We start from the raw sequence: 18,663 nt of genomic DNA on the forward strand, positions 1-18,663 counted from the left end.
GTCAGCCGGCAAGCGCGAGCACGGCGTTGAGCGTGGCCTGCGCGCCAGCTATGGCGTGCTCAGGCAGGATCGACTCGGCCTCGTTGTGTGACAGCCCATCGGCGCAAGGAATGAACAACATCCCGGTGGGCGCAACCATGGACACGTAGCAGGCGTCGTGGCCGGCCCCTGATGTGATGTCAACGGGCTCGAAACCCGCCGCGGAGGCGCCGTTGCGTACCGCACTGACGACTGCAGGGTCGAACACGATCGGTGGCGAGTACCAGATCGGGGTGATCTGCGGACGAGGGATCGACCGCTCCCTGGGCTGGCTGTCGCCGCTCGATGCGGCGCTGGGCTGGGGGCCGAACGCGGGACTGTCGGCGAAGGCCAGCAGTTCTTCATGCATGGTTTCCAGCTCTGCGGCGTCGGGATGGCGCAGGTCGACAGTCAGCGAGACTGAGCCGGCGACGGTGTTTCGTGAGCCGGTGCCGACTGACAGCGTGCCGACGGTGGCGCGTCCCTCCGGTGCGCGGCGAGCGGCGATCTCGTCGGCCTCGCACACCAGGTGCGCAGCGGCCACCATGGCATCTGCGCGGTGCTCCATCGGTGTGCTGCCGGCATGGGCCGACTGCCCCTCGATCGACACGTCGTACCAGCGGATGCCCTGCACTCCGGTCACCGTGCCGAGCGTCACTTCGGCGGCCTCCAGGATCGGGCCCTGCTCGATGTGCGGCTCGATGTAGTGCCCGATCAGCCGGCGACCGGCACCGTCAGGAGCGCCGCAAGGGTCGGCCCCGGCATACCCGATGCGGGCAAGTTCGTCGCCGAGGGTTGTGCCGTCCACTCCTGGCGCAGCGAGCCCCTCGTCCAGGCTGAACGCTCCGGCGTAGACGCCGGAGCCGATCATTGCCGGCGGGAACCGCGCTCCTTCCTCGTTGGTCCACGACACGACCTCGACGGGTGCTGCGGTGCTGATGTCCTGGTCGTGAAGCACCCGCAGCACTTCGAGGCCCACCATCACGCCGTAGGCGCCGTCGTACTTGCCGCCGGTGGGCTGGCTGTCGAGATGGCTGCCGACCACCACCGGTGCCCGCTGCGGATCGGTGCCCTCCCGGCGGGCGAACATGTTCCCCATCTGGTCGACATGGACGGTGCAGCCCAGCTCCTGCACCCACGCGACGAACTGATCTCGCCCTGCGCGGTCCTCGTCGGTCAGCGCCACCCGCGCCACGCCGCCCGCAGGCGTTGCGCCGATCTCCGCCAGGGTGTGGAGCGTGGCCCACAGACGCTCGCCGTCCACCGGGTACGGGCTCGTGTTCACCGCTGTGACCTCTCGCCTTCAGTTGAGCGGGCGCGCGGAGGGAGGTATCGGGTACGGGAGCGCCGTATGGCCCATGAGGGCCTCGTCAACCGCAGCCGCACAGGCCCGGCCTTCGGCAATGGCCCACACGATCAGGCTCTGCCCGCGACCCATGTCACCGCACACCCACACACCGTCGACGCTTGTGCGGTACTCGTCGTCGCGCACCACGTTGGAGCGCGCATCGATCTCCACACCGAGCTGAGCCAGCAAGCCCTCCTGCTGCGGCCCGAGGAATCCCATGGCCAGCAGCACGAGCTCGCATTCGAGTTCGAATTCGGTGCCGTCCACCTTGGCGAACCGGCCGTCGCTGAACACGACCTCGTGCGCCCGCAATGCCCGCACCGAACCTGCGCCGTCATTCAAGAACTCTTGCGTGTTCACCGAGTAGACGCGGTCGCCGCCTTCCTCATGTGCCGAGGAGACCCGGTAGACCATCGGATAGGTAGGCCAAGGGTTGGCGGAATCCCGCTCGTCGGGCGGCCGCGGCAGGATCTCGAATTGGTGCACTGAGGCGGCACCCTGGCGGTGTGCGGTGCCCAGGCAGTCGGCGCCGGTATCGCCGCCGCCGATGATCACCACGCGCTTGCCGGCGGCGTTGATCGGCACGTCGGCCGGGTCGAGGTCTCCTTCCTGGGCCTTGTTGGCCCACGGCAGGTACTCCATCGCCTGGTGTATGCCGTCGAGCTCTCGGCCGGGGATCGGCAGATCGCGCCATGCTGTCGCGCCGCCGGCCAGCACGAGTGCGTCGAAATCGGCCTGCAGATCCGCTACCGGAATGTCCACACCGACCTCGACGCCGGTGCGGAACTTCGTGCCCTCGGCGCTCATTTGGTCGAGCCGACGTTCGATGTGGCGCTTTTCCATCTTGAACTCGGGAATGCCGTACCGGAGCAGGCCGCCGAGCCGATCGGCCCGCTCGAACACCGTGACGTCGTGGCCGGCACGGGTCAGCTGCTGCGCCGCTGCCAGCCCAGCGGGCCCCGAACCCACCACTGCCACGCTGCGGCCCGTGCGCACGGCGGGCAGTTCGGGGCGGACCCAACCCATCTCGAAGGCCTTGTCGATGATCGCGACCTCGACCTGCTTGATCGTGACCGGGTCGGCGTTGATGCCCAGCACGCACGCACCCTCGCACGGCGCCGGGCACAGCCGACCGGTGAACTCAGGGAAATTGTTGGTGGCGTGCAGTCGCTCGATGGCGTCCTGCCAGCGGTCGCGGTACACGAGATCGTTCCAGTCGGGGATGATGTTGCCCAGCGGGCAGCCCGAATTGCAGAACGGCACGCCGCAGTCCATGCAGCGACTGGCCTGGGTGCGCAAGTCTTCGTCGGCGAATGGCTCGTACACCTCACGCCAATCGCGCAGGCGCACCGGTACCGGCCGCCGGGTCGGCAGCTCCCGGTCGTGCCGCATGAATCCCCGGATATCACCCATCTAGATCACCCATGCGCAGCCCTTGTGCCCGTCTAGTGGCGGCTGCGCTGAGCGGGCGGACGCAGTTCTCAGCCATGCGCAGCCGCCATGACTGCCTCGTCGGGGTCTTGGCCGAGCTCGGCCGCTGCTGCCCTCGCTTCGAGCACGCGCCGGTAGTCCTTCGGCATCACTTTGCGGAAGCTGCGCACCTCGCTGTGCCAGCGTCCCAGGATGCGTTGGGCTGGAGCCGAATCGGTCTCGGCGAGGTGATGGCGCAGCACTGTGCGTACCGTCTCGGCGTCGGCATCGTCGAGTTGGGGTTCGAGGTCGACCATCTCGGCGTTCAGGTTCCGCCAGAAGACGTCGTCGGGGTCGTACACGAATGCCACCCCGCCGGACATGCCGGCACCGAAGTTGCGACCGATGGCGCCGAGCACCACCACCATGCCGCCCGTCATGTACTCACACGCGTGGTCGCCCACCCCTTCGACGACGGCGGTCGCTCCGGAGTTGCGCACGCAGAAGCGTTCGCCGACCGTTCCGCGGATGTACGCCTCGCCGCCGGTTGCGCCGTACAGGATGACGTTCCCGGCGATGATGTTGTCCTCGGCCACGAAATCCGGGTGTGTGTCCCTCGGGGGTCGTACTACTAGGCGCCCGCCCGACAGCCCCTTGCCGAGGTAGTCGTTGGCGTCGCCGTGCAGTCGCATTGTCAGCCCACGCGGCACGAATGCGCCGAAGCTCTGCCCGGCCGACCCGTTGAATGTGAAGTCAACCGTATCGTCAGGCAGGCCGTCGCCGCCGTGGGCAGCGGTGATGCGGTGGCCGAGCATGGTGCCGACGGTCCGATTCACGTTGCTGATCGGCAGCTCCGCCCGCACCAGCTCGCGGCGTCCTGAGCTGATGCGCAGACTGGCGAACCCGTCTGCCGAGTCACCATTTGCTTCCCGCTCCTGTTCGCTGCGCTCACGGGCCGCTCGGGCCCCGGCTTCGCCATTCGGCTCAGCCTCCAGCGCCGGCGCCGCCAATTCGATGAGCTGCTGGTCGAGGGCCCGCTCCAAGCCGTGGTCCTGGCTCTGGGAGCAGTAGCGATCCTGCGGCCATGGCGTCTCGGGTTCCGCCAGGATCGGCGACAGGTTCAGCCCGTGTGCCTTCCAGTGGGCAACCGCCGCGGTCGTGTCGAGCCGATCCACCCGCCCGATGGCCTCGGGCAGCGACCGGAAGCCCAGCATCGCCAGGTACTCGCGGACTTCTTGGGCGATGTACTCGAAGTAGTTCACAACGAACTCGGGCCGGCCGCCGAAGCGCTTGCGCAGCTCGCGGTTCTGGGTGGCGACACCCACAGGGCAGGTGTCGAGATGGCAGACACGCATCATGATGCAGCCCGAGACCACCAGCGGTGCTGTGGCGAAGCCATATTCCTCGGCGCCGAGGAGTGCCGCAACGATCACGTCGCGGCCGGTCTTCAGCTGCCCGTCGGTCTGTACGACGATGCGGTCCCGCAGTCCGTTCAGCAGCAGTGTCTGCTGCGTCTCGGCAAGGCCGAGCTCCCACGGCGCGCCAGCGTGCTTCAGCGACGTCAGCGGCGACGCCCCGGTGCCGCCGTCGTGGCCGGAGATCAGCACCACATCGGCCTTCGCCTTCGACACGCCGGCGGCGACGGTGCCCACGCCCACTTCGGCCACCAGCTTGACGTGGACGCGCGCGGCGGGATTGGAGTTCTTGAGATCGTGGATGAGCTGCTTGAGGTCTTCGATCGAGTAGATGTCGTGGTGCGGCGGCGGGCTGATGAGCCCGACACCGGGCGTCGAGTGGCGGGTCTTGGCGATCCACGGCCAGACCTTGGGCCCCGGCAGCTGCCCGCCCTCGCCGGGCTTGGCGCCCTGGGCCATCTTGATCTGCAGATCGTCGGCGTTGGTCAGGTACTCCGAGGTCACACCGAAGCGCCCTGAGGCCACCTGCTTGATGGCTGAACGCCGCAGGTCACCGTTGGGGTCTGGCACATAGCGCTCCGGGTCTTCGCCGCCCTCGCCGGTGTTGGACTTGCCGCCGATGCGGTTCATGGCGATGGCCAGTGTCTCGTGTGCTTCCGCGGAGATAGAGCCGTAGCTCATCGCTCCGGTGGAGAATCGCTTCACGATCTCAGCAACCGGTTCGACCTCCTCGACCGGGATCGGCCCGCCGGGCGCCGGACGGAGCTCGAACAGGCCCCGCAAGGTCGCCAGTTCGGTGGATTGGTCATCCACCAGCTGCGTGTACTCCTTGAAGATCTCGTAGCGACCGGCGCGCGTGGAGTGCTGCAGCTTGTAGACGGTCTCGGGGTTGAACAGGTGGTATTCGCCCTCGCGCCGCCACTGGTACTCGCCGCCCGCCCACAGGTCACGGTGCGCCGCCTCGGTGGGGTTGTCGAGGTAGGCGAACCGGTGACGCTCGGCAACCTCGGCCGCGAGCACATCGAGACCCACGCCGTCGAGCTTGGATGTCGTCCCGCTGAAGTAGCGATCGATGAGATCCGCCCCCAGGCCCACGGCCTCGAACACCTGCGCCCCCGTGTAGCTGGCCACGGTCGAGATGCCCATCTTGGACATCACCTTGAGCACGCCCTTGGTGCACGCCTTGATGTAGTTGCGCTTGGCAGTGCGCTCGTCGACTTCGCTGATCACGCCGCTGCGCACCATGTCGTCGATCGACTCGAAGGCCAGGTACGGGTTGACGGCACTCGCCCCGTAGCCGAGCAGCAAGGCCATGTGGTGCACCTCGCGTGCATCGCCGCACTCGGTCACCAAGCCCACCATCGTCCGGGTTTTGTTGCGTACCAAGTGGTGATGCACGGCGCCCGTCAGCAGCAGCGAGGGAATCGGCGCTTGCTGCGGGTCGCTGTAGCGATCCGACAGGATGATGATCCGGGAGCCGCCGGCGATGGCCTCGTCAACCTGCTCGCACACGTCGGCGATTGCGCGTTCCATGCCGGCACCGCCGTCTGCGACCGGGTACAGGCCGTCGACGGCGAACGGCCGGAACCGGCGGGCATCGTCGTCGGGTTGCGCTGCGCCGTCCGATGCGGCGCCATTGGCTTGCGCCGGCGCCTGCTGCAAGTCCTCGTCGATGTACAGGATCTTGGCAAGGTCCTCGTTCGACAGGATCGGGTAGGGCAGCACGATCTGCCGGCAGGAATCCGGGCCGGGCTGCAACAGGTTGCCCTCCGGGCCGATCTTGGCCTTGGTGGACGTCACCAGTTCCTCACGGATCGCATCCAGCGGTGGATTGGTGACCTGCGCGAACAGTTGGCTGAAGTAGTCGAACAACAGTCTCGGCCGCTTCGACAGCACGGCGATGGGTGTGTCGGTCCCCATCGACCCGATCGGCTCGATGCCGGTGCGGGCCATGGGCGCCACGAGAATTCGCAGCTCCTCGGTGGTGTAGCCGAAGGTGCGCTGGCGCAGCGTCACCGAGGAGTGCTGAGGCGTCAGGCTGAAGCGCGGCGGCAGGTCCTCCAGGTGTGCGAGCCCGTCGGCGAGCCACTCCCCATACGGCTCCGCGGTCACCAAGCTCTGCTTGATCTCGTCGTCGCCCACGATGCGGCCCTGCGAGGTGTCCACCAGGAACATGCGACCCGGCTGCAGGCGGCCCTTGCGGATGATGCGGGTTTGGTCAATGTCAGCGACGCCGACCTCGGATGCCATCACGACCAGGCCGTCGGCGGTGACCCAATAGCGGGAGGGCCGCAGGCCGTTGCGGTCGAGCACTGCGCCTACGACGGTGCCGTCGGTGAAGGCGATGCTGGCCGGGCCGTCCCACGGTTCCATCAACGAGGCATGGAACTCGTAGAAGTCGTGCTTGTCCTGGGGCATGCGGGCATGGTTCTCCCATGCCTCCGGAATCATCATCAGCACGGCGTGGGGGAGACTCCGCCCGCCGAGATGGAGCAGTTCGAGCACCTCGTCGAAGCTGGCGGTGTCCGAGGCGCCCGGCGTGCACACGGGGTAGGTGCGCTCAAGCTGGTTCCGCCCATCGGCGTCTGCGAACAGCGGGCTCGACAGCGTGCCCTCGCGCGCGCGCATCCAGTTGCGGTTCCCCATGACAGTGTTGATCTCGCCGTTGTGGGCGAGCATGCGATACGGGTGCGCGAGCGGCCAGGAGGGAAACGTGTTCGTGCTGAAGCGCGAGTGCAGCAGGGCGAGCGTTGATTCCATGCGGGGGTCGACCAGGTCGGGATAGAACTCTGCAAACTGGCTGCAGGTCAGCATTCCCTTGTAGATGAGCGTCCGGCACGACAGCGAACCGAAGTAGGGCGCGGGATCGATGTCGTGCTCGGTGCGCTTGCGGGCGACATACACCCGCCGTTCGAGCGCCAGCCCTTCCAATAGGTGGCGCGTACTGGTGAACCCTCTCGTTGAGGCACCTGTTGCTTCCCGCTCTTGTTCGCTCCGCTCACGGGCCGCTCGGGCCACGGCTTCGCCTGCCGGCTCAGCCTCTGGCAGGGTGTGCTGATCGGGGGACGGGGCGGCCACGAACAGCATCCGGAACACCGGCATGGGATCGGTGGCGAACTTGCCGAGCGAGGAGGGATCGGTGGGGACGTCGCGCCAGCCGAGCACCTCAAGCCCCTCGTCGACCATGATCGCTTCGATCGACGCTGCTGCTGCGTCGGGATCGGTGCGGGGCAGAAACGCCGTGCCGACTGCATAGTGGCCGGCTGGCGGGAGCTCGAATTCGCAGACCTCGCGCAGGAATCGGTCGGGCACTCCAATGGTGATGCCGATGCCGTCACCGACGTTGGCCTCAGCGCCCGTCGCGCTGCGATGGTCGAGATTGACGAGGCACTGCAGGGCCTGATCGACGACGGCGCGGCTCGGCACTCCGGACATGTCGGCCACGAAGCCCACGCCGCAGGCGTCATGCTCGAATGCAGGGTCGTAGAGGCCCTGTGCGGCAGGCGGCCCCTCGTGGGGGTCGGTGCGTACGGCCGGACGGTCGTCAGTGCTTGGCGCGGCCGCAGTGTCATGAGTGGGCATCGGCGACGTCCCGGTGGGCTGAAGGAGTTCCGATGTCGGAACTCGGCGGCGGCAGGGACGTCGTTGGCCCTGGGAACAAGCAGTGTACCGATGCAGTGCGGAATGGCGGATGCAGGGGCTGAATAATTTTGCAAATTGATGCATACTGCGGGCGTGCAGCTGATACAGTGGGCATCGATCTGAGAGATAGGCACGCCGCCATGAACACAGACCCGGCACCGGCGCAGCCGGTGCGCATGGACACAGGACCGGCGCAGCCGGTGCGCGTCGGCATCGTGGGCGCGTCCGGCTACACCGGCGCGGAGCTGCTGCGACTGGCGGCGGCGCACCTGTCATTCGACGTCGTCGCCGTTACCGGCGACACGCAGGCAGGTGCCGCGGTCCGCGACCTGTATCCCAGCTTGGCGGCCGACTACGGCGATCTTCGCTACTGCGCATACGACCCCGAGATCTTCGTCGGACTCGACGTCGTGTTCCTGGGCCTGCCGCACATGGCCAGCGCGCCCGTCGTTGCCGACCTGTACAAGCGCGTCGGCTGCGTGGTCGACCTGGGGTCTGATTTCCGGTTGATCGACCCGGCGTTGTATCCGCAGTGGTACGGCGCTGACCATCCGATGCCGGAGCTGCTGGGCGAGTTGCCCTACGGGCTTCCCGAGCTCGGCCGTGAGGCGCTGCGCGGCGCTGCGGGCGTCGCCGTACCCGGGTGCTACCCGACTGCTGCTGCCCTGGCCTTGGCGCCGTTCGCCCGCGGTGGCCACATCTCGACGAGCGGTGTCGTGATCGATGCCGCATCGGGGGTCAGCGGGGCAGGCCGGGCTCCCAAGCCCAACACGACGTTCTCCGCTGTCGACGAAGACTTCGTGGCCTACGGCTTGCTGGACCACCGTCATACGCCTGAGATTGAGCAGGCAACCGGATGCCAGGTGCTGTTCACACCCCACCTGGCGCCCATGGTGCGCGGCATTCTGGCGACCTGCTACGCCAGACCGTCGGAAGGCCTGACCACCGATGATGCGCTCGGCGTGCTGGCAGATTTCTATGCCGATGAGCCGTTCGTGGTGGTGCATCGCGACGCTCCCCATACCAAGGCGACGCTCGGTGCGAACACATGCCATCTGAGTGCCCGGGTGGATCCCCGAACTGGCTGGCTGGTCGTGCTCAGCGCGATCGACAACCTGGTCAAAGGTGCGTCCGGCGGGGCCGTGCAGTGCGCCAACATCGCACTCGGACTCCCCGAGACGGCCGGCCTGCCGACGACAGGATTGATGCCATGACCATGGGCGATGTTCACGCCCAGCAGGTCGAGCGCGCCGAGCTGCTCGTGGAGATGCTGCCGTATATCAGCCGATGGCGGGGCAAGGTGGTGGTTGTCAAGTTCGGCGGCAATGCGATGGTCGACACTGCGCTCACCGACGGCTTCGCCGCCGACATGGTGCTGCTGCGCCAGATCGGCCTGGCGCCGGTCGTCGTCCACGGCGGCGGCCCGCAGATCGGCGATCTCATGGCGCGCCTCGGCAAGACCTCGGAGTTCCGCGATGGGCTGAGAGTCACCGACGCGGAGACGCTGGACATCGCACGCATGGTGCTGGTCGGCAAGGTCAACCGTGACATCGTCGGCGCCATCAACGTGCACGGGCCGCTGGCCGTGGGCATCTCGGGCGAGGACGGCCGGGTCATTACCGCCACCGCCCGGAACCCTGATCTGGGATTCGTGGGCGAGGTCACCGATGTGAACACCGACCTGCTCGAGCGCCTGCTCGCCGAGGGGTTGATCCCGGTGATCTCCACGATCGGCGCCGATGCCAAGGGGCAGGCATACAACATCAACGCGGACACCGTGGCCGGCGCTGTGGCCGCGGCTCTTGACGCCGAGAAGGTCGTATACCTCACCGACGTAGCGGGTCTGCTCGATGACGTCGACGATCCGGATTCGCTCGTGCGGCGGACAACGGCCGACTCGCTGGCTGCCCGGCTGGCCGGCGGCACGATCGCGGGCGGGATGATCCCCAAGATCGAAGCCTGCATCAGCGCCGTGCGCAACGGCGTCAACAGTGCACACCTGCTCGACGGCCGCGTTCCGCACGTCGTGCTCGTCGAGCTGTTCACCGATGCCGGCGTCGGCACCATGATCACCCGTGATCGGCCGACAACGCTGCAAGCCGGCCACTAGCCCAGACACCGTGTAACCCAGACACCCGAGTACCCGAAACGCAGAGAGCGAGCCACGATCTCATGACACAAATGACCACGGCAACAAGTGCAACGAACGGGCTGTCGCCCCACGCGGCCGCCATGGGCGCTGCGGAGCTGGAGCACTGCCCGCTCATGCCCACCTACGGGCCGCCGCCGGTCCAGTTCGTGCGCGGCAGCGGTTGCGAGCTCTACGACCGCGACGGCAAGCGCTACCTGGATTTCCTGGCGGGACTGGCGGTGACGTCGCTCGGCCATTCCCACCCGGCAGTCGCCGATGCGGTCGGTGAGCAGGCGCGGACGCTGCTGCATGTGTCGAACCTGTTCGGCACCGAGCCGCAGGTCGAAGTCGCGCAGACCATTGACCGGCTGCAGGGCGGCGGTGGGCAGGTCTTCTTCTGCAACAGCGGCGCCGAATCGCTCGAGGGGGCGATCAAGCTGGCGCGCAAGTACGGCGGCCGTGGCCGCTATGTCGTCGTCAGCGCGCTGCGGTCGTTCCATGGGCGCACGCTGGCGACGCTCCATGCCACGGGACAGCCTGAGAAGCACGAGACCTTCCAGCCGCTGCCGGACGGATTCCGACATGTGCCCTACAACGACGCAGATGCATTGGAGGCGGCGCTGGATCCCAGCTGCTGCGCCGTGCTGCTCGAGGTTGTCCAGGGCGAGGGCGGCGTGAACGTCGCCGACAGCGCCTACTTGCATCGCGTCCGTGAGATCTGCGACGAGCGCGGCATGGTGTTCATCGTCGACGAGGTGCAGACTGGCTTGGCGCGCACCGGCGAGTGGTTTGCCTGGCATCACCACTTCGACTCGGCCGGAGGACCGACCGGCGCGGCTCGACCCGACATCGTGACCATGGCCAAGGCACTGGGCAACGGTGTGCCGATCGGTGCCGTCTGGGCGCGCCGCGAGATCGCCGCCGCGTTCCAGCCGGGCGATCACGCGACCACGTTCGGCGGGCAGCCGCTCGCCGCGAGCGCGGCACGTGCCGTGCTGCGCACCATGGAGGCCATCGATGCGCCAGCGGTGGCTGCTGCCCGTGGCGAAGAACTGGCCGGCAAGCTCATGGGCGTTCCCGGCGTTGTCGACACTCGCGGCCTCGGCCTGCTGATCGCGGCCGAGATTGATACCGATGCTGCCGGTCGCAGCGGTCCCGAGGTGGCTGCGGCGTGCCTGGAAGCTGGCCTCGTGATCAACGGGATCACGCCGACGGCCGTGCGTTTCGCGCCGCCGCTCGTCGTGTCCAGCGAGCAGATCGACGAGGGTCTTGCAATCTTCGCGAGCGTGCTCGCCGGCAAGGAGTGACCGGTCTGATGCGGCACTTCCTCGAAGTCGATGACCTGTCACCGGACGAGTTGCGCTGGGTGCTGGACGCATCGTCGCGCCCCGCTGTCGACGCGCCCCCAGTATTGGACGGCAAGGGTGTGGCCTTGGTGTTCGAGAAGGCCTCGAACCGCACGCGCAACTCGATGGAGATGGCCGTCAAACAGCTCGGCGGTCACCCGGTCTATATCCGGCCGGAAGAAGTCGGGATGGATGTCCGCGAGTCCGCGGAGGACATCGTGCGCACGCTGGCCTGCTACCACGCGATCGTCGCAGCGCGTGTCTTTCGGCACAGCCACCTCGAACGGATGGCAGCGTGCGAGGTGGCGCCGGTCGTCAACCTGCTGTCTGATGACGCACATCCCTGCCAGGCGCTGGCAGACCTGCTGACCATCTCGCAATGCACTGGATTCGAACGCACCGGACGCGTGGCGTTCGTCGGCGACGCCAACAATGTGTGGCGCTCGCTCGCGATCGGCTGCGCCATGCTGGGAATCGAGAGTTCGCTGGCCGTGCCGCCGAGCTATGCACCCGCCGCCTCGACGCTCGAGCGTCTCGAGGCGCTCGGTGGCACGTGCACGGTCACGGACGATCCGGCTGAAGCTGTCACGGGCGCCGACGTGGTCTGCACCGATGTGTGGACCTCCATGGGTCAGGAGGACGAGCAGGCTGAGCGTCTGGCCTCGTTCGGTCCGTACCAGGTCACCGCAGATCTCATGTTCCATGCCGCCGACGGGGCAATCTTCCTGCACTGCCTGCCAGCACACCGGGGCGAGGAAGTGACTGCTGAAGTCATTGACGGTCCGGCGAGCAGAGTGTGGCAGCAGGCCGAGAACCGGATGCACGCTGCACGGGGCCTGCTGGCCTTCCTGGCGGGTTCAGCGCCGCATGGAGCGGCGTCAGCCAGTTCAGCGCCGCATGGAGCGGCATCAGCCAGTTCAGCGCCGCATGGAGCGGCATCATGAGCACCAAAACGCAGCGCCAACATCTCATCCGCGAGCTGCTGGCCAGGCACGAGATCAGCAGCCAGGCGCAGTTGGTCGGTCTGCTCGCGGAGCGCTCAGTGGAGGTCACCCAAGCGACCGTCTGCCGTGATCTGGACGAGTTGGGCGTGGCCAAGATGCGCACGGCAGGGCGCACCGTGTATGCGGTGCCCGAAGCCGACGCGCCCGAGACGCTGCCGTCCAACACCCTGCGGCGAGTGTTCTCCGACTGGGTGCTCGACGTGCGTTCCTCGCAGAACATGGTGGTGTTGCGCACACCGCCGGGATCAGCGCATGTCGTTGCCTCGGCGATCGACCGCAGTGCCTTTGACGGCGTGGTCGGCACGGTGGCGGGCGACGACACGCTATTCATCGTGGCCACTGAGGAACTCGGCGGCCCTGCGGTTGCCGAGCACTGCCGCGACCTGGCCGACTTGTGAGCGTGTTGCCTGATGCCTGCTGACGGCACTTCTGCCGACGACTTGCCCCCGCAACCGATCGGCCCGTCCCGAACCGGCCCCGCCACCCTGTGGCACGGCCGGTTCGCCGGCGCGCCCGCGGATGCCCTCGCAGCGCTCAACGACTCGCTCCCGTTCGACCAGCGCATGTTCGCCGAGGACATCGCTGCGTCGCGGGCTCACGTGTCGATGCTGGCCGCTGTGGGTCTGCTGAGCGACGGCGAGTGTGATGGCATCGTCGCGGCCCTCGACGAGGTGGAAACCGAGATCGCCGAGGGCCGTATGGTCTGGGCTCCGACCGATGAGGACATTCACACTGCAGTCGAGCGCCGGGCAACCGAGCTCTGCGGAGCCGCGGCCAAGATGCACACCGGTCGCAGTCGCAACGACCAGGTCGCGACCGACCTGCGCCTGTGGACTCGCCGTGCGATCGATGAGCTGACCGGGCAGTTGCTGGGCCTGGCGAGCACACTGGCCGCCAGGGCGCGAGAGGCGCATTCCTCGGGCCTGCGACTGCCGGGCTACACGCACCTGCAGCAGGCGCAGCCGGTGGGGCTCGCGCATCACCTGGCCGCGCACGTATGGGCGCTGTTGCGAGACGTGGAGCGTCTCGGCGATGCCAGGCATCGCACGGATGTCTCGCCGCTCGGAGCCGGCGCACTCGCAGGCTCGACGCTTCCGCTGGATCCTTCGGCGACCGCCGCCGATCTGGGGTTCGCAGCGGTCTTCGAGAATTCGCTCGACGCAGTCAGCGATCGCGATTTTGTCGCCGACGCCTTGTTCGCGTTGGCGATGTCGGGGATCCACCTGTCTCGCCTGGGTGAGGAAGTGGTGCTGTGGTCGAGCGCCGAGTTCGGATTTGTCGTGCTCGACGATGCCTTCGCAACCGGCTCGTCGATGATGCCGCAGAAGAAGAACCCAGATGTCGCGGAGCTGGCACGCGGCAAGGCCGGACGGTTGATCGGTCACTTGACCGGCCTGCTGGCGACGCTCAAGGGCCTCCCGCTCGCCTACAACAAGGACCTTCAAGAGGACAAGGAGCCGTTGTTCGACGCGGTCGACACCGTGCGCTTGGTGGTCTTGGCGCTCGACGGCTTGATGCAGACTGTCGAATTCGATGCAGAGGCCATGGCGGCGGGCGCCGACGACCCCTTCGCTGCGGCCACCGATCTGGCCGAATGGCTGGTGGCTCGGGGTATGCCCTTCCGCGACGCGCACGGGGTCATTGCCGGGCTCGTGCGTGAGGCACTAGACGACTCTGAAGTCTCCGAGCGCCCCCATCGCCTGACGGAACTGGTGACCGCCCACCCGGATCTCGGCCCCGAGGCTGCCCGCCTGCTCGCGCCCGGCGCGGCATACCTCAGCCGCACGACGCCGGGAGCGGGTGGTCCCGACGCCGTGGCCGCACAACTCGAGCGTCTCGACGCTGCACTCGCCGCGGCCAGCGACGCCCGAGCTGGGCGTTGACGGTGCCGGCGGGCGACCCTCTGCCGCAGGCGTTCTACGAGCGCCCGGCAACGGAGGTCGCTCCCGGCCTGATCGGCAAGCTGCTGGTGCACGATCCCGCCAGCACAGACGGACCGCTGCGGGCGGGGCGCATCGTTGAGGTCGAGGCGTACTGCGGCGACAGCGATCCTGCGGCACATTCGCGCAGCGGCCCGACGGCTCGCAACGCCTCCATGTTCGGACCGCCAGGACGCCTCTACGTGTACTTGATCTACGGCATGCACTGGTGCGCGAACGCAGTGTGTGCACCGGCCGGTATCGGCGACGCCGTCCTGTTGCGAGCACTTGAGCCGGTGCAAGGCGGTGATGTCATGGCGGCCCGGCGGAGTCGCACCGCAGGCGCGGTCGGCGGCAGGGACTTGTGCTCGGGCCCGGCCAAGCTCACTCAGGCATTCGGCATCGACGGTGCCCACGACGGCTGCGACCTCACAACCGACGGCGGACTCAGCATCCGCGACGATGGCTGGACGGCTGCGGAGATTGTGAGCACGGCGCGCATCGGCATCAGCCGCGGTGCTGAGCTTCCTTGGCGCTTCTACGACGCTGGCAACCCGCACGTGAGCAGACGGTGAGCGTGCGGGGCAGCCATTCGCCGGCGGGCGACAGCGGCGCTCGAGCACCGCGTTGGCGTGCGGCTGCCCCGGCGGGGAAGCGGCCTGGTTCCTCAGTTGCGCACGCCGGCCTCGCGGCGGCACTTGAGGCTGTGGAGCGATTCGAGCCTCAAGATCGCATCCAGGCTCAGCACCGGCGACGATTGGTCGGCTTTGCCGCTCGTCATCCCGATGCACTGCATCGCTCGTGCGAGGTCGGACATCTGACTGCATCGGCGTGGGTGGTGAACCACGACGCAACAAGGGGTTTGGTGCTGCTGCACCGCAAGATCGGTCGTTGGTTGCAGCCGGGCGGTCATGCCGATGGCGAGGGTTCCCTCGCGGGGGTCGCCCTGCGCGAAGCCACCGAGGAGACCGGCATCGACGGCCTCCAGGTCTGGACCGAGCCGGTTGACATTGACATGCACCTGTTCGTCAACCGCAGGCACACCGAGCCTGATCATCTTCACTTCGACGTTCGTTTTCTCATTCGCGCACCACGCCGTGCCGTGACACGCGGCAACCACGAGTCCGAAGAGCTGCGGTGGGTCGCAGGCGACCAGCTCGACGAGCCGGAACTGGGACTCGACGCCAGCACGCGCCGGCTGGCTCGATATGGCTTCGACCTCGCCCGCACCTTGAGGCAACACAGCGACGAGTAGGCGCGTTGCTGGCGGCGCGTACGGTGGCTACGTGCATCAGGTGCTGCTGCTGGTCGAGAACATCGTCCTGCTGCTGTGCGGTCTGGTGCTGGGCTGGATCGCCGTCACCTTCCTGCCGGGCTCGGTGCTGCCGGTGATCGCTGTCACCGTTGTCTTGGCCGCCGGCGGACGGCTGCTGTTCAATGGCACGTTCTGGACAGCAGGAATCGGCTTCCTCGTCGCAGGCATCGCCGGTGCCGGGTTCTACATCGCGGACGCCGTGACATCGCTGGGCGGCTGAAGGCATCGCCCGCTCCGTGCTTTGCGCTCTTGATCCTCATTCTGCATATGACAGCGTTCACGGGCCGCTTGGGCCCGGGGCTCAGCCTCTGGGCCGCACGCGGCGGCACCGGTAGCGTGGCCGGGTGGACCTCGGCGCTGTGCTGATCGCCGCAGCCGCTGTGGCGGCGCTGATCATGGCCGGTGGAATTGTCGACATCCTGCGGCTGGGTCGCGATCGGTTTCAGCTGGCCGGCAAGCGTCGTTGGCACTGGGTCCTGCTGATCATCTACAGCGGTCCGTTGGGCGTCCTGCTGTACGCAGCAGCGGTGCGGCCACAGGTCAGCCATCCCGAGCGCTACGCCGATGAGGGCATCGACGTTCCTGCCGGTGACCCCGTCGCTGACCGAGCCGACAACGCCGCCAGCAGTCACGGCAGTGCAGCGGTCGGCGGCCACACAAGATGAGCGACGAGGCACACCTCGCCATCGAGGTCACCCAGCTCCGCAAGCGATACGGGGAAGTCGAGGCGGTCGCCGGCGTCGACCTGTCGGTCGCGACCGGCGAGGTCGTGGCCTTCCTGGGTCCCAACGGGGCCGGCAAGACCACGACAGTCGAGATCCTCGAAGCCCTCCGCACCCGAACGTCTGGGGACGTGCAGGTGCTGGGCGTCGATCCGGCGGAGGCCACCGCCGACTGGAGGGAGCGCATCGGGGTCGTTCTGCAAGGGGCCAAGCATGAGGGCGACTTCACCGCTGCGGAGATTGTGACGATGTGGTCGGCGTACTACCGATCGCCCCGGCCGACCGCCGAGGTATTGGAGCTTGTCGGTCTTGCCGAGGCGGCCGGAACCCGCACTCGCCGTTTGTCGGGAGGGCAGCAACAGCGCCTGGCTGTAGCGCTCGCCCTCGTGGGCGACCCTGAGCTCGTCTTCCTGGATGAGCCAACAACCGGTTTCGACCCGGCTGCTCGCCGCGAGGCGTGGCAAACCATCGACGGTCTGCGGTCGCTGGGCGTGACCGTGCTGCTGACCACCCACTACATGGACGAGGCTGACCACCTGGCTGACCGCATCGTGGTGATCTCGCGGGGTCGCATCGTGGCCGACGGCACTGCTCCCGAACTGGCGGCACAAGTCGCCATGCCATCGCACGTCAGCTGGGATGCCGCAGAGCTGAGCCCTGTGGCGCTGCCTGATCGGCTGCGAGACCTGCTCCGCGGTGACGATGCGTCGGTGCGGGCTCGGGCCGCTGCAGGCACAGCTATCGCCGAGCGGCAGATCGAGCGAGAAGTCGAACGGTTCGCGCTCGTCACGCGTGATGTCGGCGAGGTAGTGCGCGATCTGCTCGCTGCCGCCGAGGCCGCCGGGACCCCGCTCGACTCACTGGCTGTGCAGCCGCCGACGCTGGAGGACACGTACCTGGCACTGACTGGAGACACATCTTCGGGAGAGGGTTCATGACCCGCCTGGGGCAGCTGCGCAGCGAGGCGCGATTCAACTTGTTGGGCTTCGGGCGCAGCCCGGCGGCCACCTTCTTCACAGTGGTCCTGCCGATCATCTTCCTGGTGATCTTCACCTCGATCTTCGGCAACGAGATCATCAGCTCGACCGGAGCGCGCGTCGCAACCGTGTACGTCCCCGGGATCCTGGCGCTGGCACTGGTCTCGGCCAACTTCATGAACGCCGCCATCGTCACGGTCATCAAGCGCGAGAGCGGCGTGCTCAAAGCCATGCGGGCGACGCCGCTGCCGCCGTGGGTCTATGTGGGCGGGCAGGTCGCCGCATCGTTGGTGCTGACCGTATTGATGACAGCGCTGGTGATCGGCATCGGCTGGCTCGGCTACAGCGTCGAGGTCCAGCCGGGTGCCGTGCCGAGCCTGCTCATCACGCTCGGGGTGGGCGCCGCGGCGTTTTCGGCCTTGGGGCTCGCCATCACATGCGTGTGCCCCAGCGAGCAGGCAGCTCCGGCGATCACGAACATGTGCGTGCTGCCGCTGTACTTCGTTTCCGACGTGTTCATCCCGTCGGACGGGGCACCGCGCTGGATGACCCTCATCGGTGACGTGTTCCCCATCAAGCACCTGGCTGTTGCGCTAGGACGCACCTTCGACCCATTCAGCGAAGGCGTGCCGATGCCGGCGTGGCACTGGTTGGTCCTCGGGGTGTGGGGCGTGTTCGGGGTGCTGGTCACCGTGCGCTTCTTCCGCTGGACGCCTCGCAACTAGCCAGGGGTCTCGCGGCGCTGGCTGTCCGGCAGACTGGCGGTGTGGACGTGCTGGCCGACCTTGAGGCGCGTGGACTGATCCATCAGACAACGGACCGCCGGGCGCTCGCGCAGCGCCTGGAGTCCGGACCGATCACGGTGTATTGCGGCTTCGACCCCACCGCCGCGAGCCTTCATGTGGGCAATCTCATGGGGCTGCTGACGCTCCGGCGGCTGCAGCTAGGAGGGCATCGCCCCATCGCGCTGGCCGGAGGCGCAACGGGCATGGTCGGTGATCCCAGCGGACGCTCGACCGAGCGAAACCTGCTCGATGATGACGCACTGGCCAGCAATCTCGAGGGAATCGTGCCGCAGCTGCGCCAGTTCCTCGACTTCGATGACGGACCCTGCTCGGCGCGGCTCTTGGACAACCGTGCGTGGACCGTCGGCATCGGCGTCCTCGACTTCCTGCGAGACGTCGGCAAGCACGTCACCGTGCAGCAGATGGTGGGCAAGGAATCGGTCCGCAACCGCCTCGACGAGGGCGATGGGCTGTCCTACACCGAATTCAGCTACATGCTGCTGCAGGCGTACGACTACTTGTGGCTGGCGGAAAACGTCGAGTGCGAACTGCAGGTCGGCGGCTCGGACCAGTGGGGCAACATCGTGCTCGGCATCGACCTGATCCGCCGCCGGCTGGGACTCGCTGCGCA

The 18,663-nt window shown here is 67.6% G+C and carries 17 protein-coding genes (1 of these 17 running past the window's edge); 13 read left to right on the top strand and 4 right to left on the bottom strand.

The window, feature by feature from the left end; genetic code table 11:
- Position 1 precedes the first annotated feature (1 nt).
- From ACOGI8_RS06635 to ACOGI8_RS06645, 3 genes are all read right to left on the bottom strand, one after another.
- Positions 2-1,303, bottom strand: coding sequence for a Zn-dependent hydrolase (locus ACOGI8_RS06635; protein ID WP_419856087.1), 1,302 nt, complete (start codon positions 1,301-1,303; stop codon positions 2-4).
- Positions 1,304-1,321: 18 nt separating this feature from the next.
- Positions 1,322-2,779 (bottom strand): glutamate synthase subunit beta, encoded by a 1,458-nt coding sequence (locus ACOGI8_RS06640; RefSeq protein ID WP_419856088.1) that lies wholly within the window; start codon positions 2,777-2,779, stop codon positions 1,322-1,324.
- 68 nt (positions 2,780-2,847) lie between these two features.
- Complete coding sequence (locus tag ACOGI8_RS06645; RefSeq protein ID WP_419856089.1) at positions 2,848-7,773, bottom strand: glutamate synthase-related protein; 4,926 nt, start codon at positions 7,771-7,773, stop codon at positions 2,848-2,850.
- 200 nt (positions 7,774-7,973) lie between these two features.
- Here ACOGI8_RS06645 and argC point away from each other — a divergent pair, with 200 nt between their 5' ends.
- From argC to ACOGI8_RS06680, 7 genes are all read left to right on the top strand, one after another.
- The gene (gene argC, locus ACOGI8_RS06650; protein WP_419856090.1) at positions 7,974-9,047 is read left to right on the top strand and encodes an N-acetyl-gamma-glutamyl-phosphate reductase; all 1,074 of its coding nucleotides are present in this window, start codon (positions 7,974-7,976) and stop codon (positions 9,045-9,047) included.
- Between the two features lie 2 nt (positions 9,048-9,049).
- On the top strand, positions 9,050-9,943 hold the full coding sequence (gene argB, locus ACOGI8_RS06655; RefSeq protein ID WP_419856375.1) for an acetylglutamate kinase: 894 nt from the start codon (positions 9,050-9,052) through the stop codon (positions 9,941-9,943).
- 71 nt (positions 9,944-10,014) lie between these two features.
- Entirely contained in the window at positions 10,015-11,271 is a 1,257-nt protein-coding gene (locus ACOGI8_RS06660; protein ID WP_419856091.1) for an acetylornithine/succinylornithine family transaminase, read from the top strand.
- The gene (gene argF, locus ACOGI8_RS06665; RefSeq protein ID WP_419856092.1) at positions 11,268-12,254 is read left to right on the top strand and encodes an ornithine carbamoyltransferase; all 987 of its coding nucleotides are present in this window, start codon (positions 11,268-11,270) and stop codon (positions 12,252-12,254) included. The genes ACOGI8_RS06660 and argF overlap by 4 nt, the downstream gene beginning before the upstream one ends.
- Entirely contained in the window at positions 12,251-12,712 is a 462-nt protein-coding gene (gene argR, locus ACOGI8_RS06670) for an arginine repressor (RefSeq protein ID WP_419856093.1), read from the top strand. Before argF ends, argR begins: the two co-directional genes overlap by 4 nt.
- 12 nt (positions 12,713-12,724) lie before the next feature.
- The gene (gene argH / locus ACOGI8_RS06675; protein ID WP_419856094.1) at positions 12,725-14,197 is read left to right on the top strand and encodes an argininosuccinate lyase; all 1,473 of its coding nucleotides are present in this window, start codon (positions 12,725-12,727) and stop codon (positions 14,195-14,197) included.
- A gap of 2 nt (positions 14,198-14,199) precedes the next feature.
- Complete coding sequence (locus ACOGI8_RS06680) at positions 14,200-14,808, top strand: DNA-3-methyladenine glycosylase (RefSeq protein WP_419856095.1); 609 nt, start codon at positions 14,200-14,202, stop codon at positions 14,806-14,808.
- A gap of 92 nt (positions 14,809-14,900) precedes the next feature.
- On the opposite strand, the gene ACOGI8_RS06685 is transcribed toward ACOGI8_RS06680, so the two are convergent.
- Positions 14,901-15,050, bottom strand: a complete 150-nt coding sequence (locus tag ACOGI8_RS06685; RefSeq protein WP_419856439.1) for a hypothetical protein — start codon at positions 15,048-15,050, stop codon at positions 14,901-14,903.
- 18 nt (positions 15,051-15,068) lie between these two features.
- Here ACOGI8_RS06685 and ACOGI8_RS06690 point away from each other — a divergent pair, with 18 nt between their 5' ends.
- The 6 genes from ACOGI8_RS06690 to tyrS all read left to right on the top strand — a co-directional run.
- The gene (locus ACOGI8_RS06690; protein ID WP_419856376.1) at positions 15,069-15,488 is read left to right on the top strand and encodes an NUDIX hydrolase; all 420 of its coding nucleotides are present in this window, start codon (positions 15,069-15,071) and stop codon (positions 15,486-15,488) included.
- A 31-nt stretch (positions 15,489-15,519) separates the two neighbouring features.
- On the top strand, positions 15,520-15,768 hold the full coding sequence (locus tag ACOGI8_RS06695; protein ID WP_323673617.1) for a hypothetical protein: 249 nt from the start codon (positions 15,520-15,522) through the stop codon (positions 15,766-15,768).
- Positions 15,769-15,892: 124 nt separating this feature from the next.
- Positions 15,893-16,213 (top strand): hypothetical protein, encoded by a 321-nt coding sequence (locus ACOGI8_RS06700; protein WP_419856096.1) that lies wholly within the window; start codon positions 15,893-15,895, stop codon positions 16,211-16,213.
- Positions 16,210-17,208, top strand: a complete 999-nt coding sequence (locus tag ACOGI8_RS06705; protein WP_419856097.1) for an ABC transporter ATP-binding protein — start codon at positions 16,210-16,212, stop codon at positions 17,206-17,208. Before ACOGI8_RS06700 ends, ACOGI8_RS06705 begins: the two co-directional genes overlap by 4 nt.
- A complete protein-coding gene (locus ACOGI8_RS06710) occupies positions 17,205-17,972 on the top strand; it encodes an ABC transporter permease (RefSeq protein WP_419856098.1) in 768 nt (255 codons plus the stop codon). The genes ACOGI8_RS06705 and ACOGI8_RS06710 overlap by 4 nt, the downstream gene beginning before the upstream one ends.
- Positions 17,973-18,013: 41 nt before the next feature.
- Positions 18,014-18,663, top strand: partial view of a tyrosine--tRNA ligase gene (tyrS, locus tag ACOGI8_RS06715; RefSeq protein WP_419856099.1) — the 5' portion only. The gene runs 622 nt beyond the window's last position; 650 of the gene's 1,272 nt are visible here — the first part of the coding sequence; the start codon lies at positions 18,014-18,016; its stop codon lies beyond the right edge, outside the window.

Source organism: Candidatus Poriferisodalis sp. (assembly GCF_965204195.1).
Lineage (GTDB): Bacteria > Actinomycetota > Acidimicrobiia > Acidimicrobiales > Poriferisodalaceae > Poriferisodalis.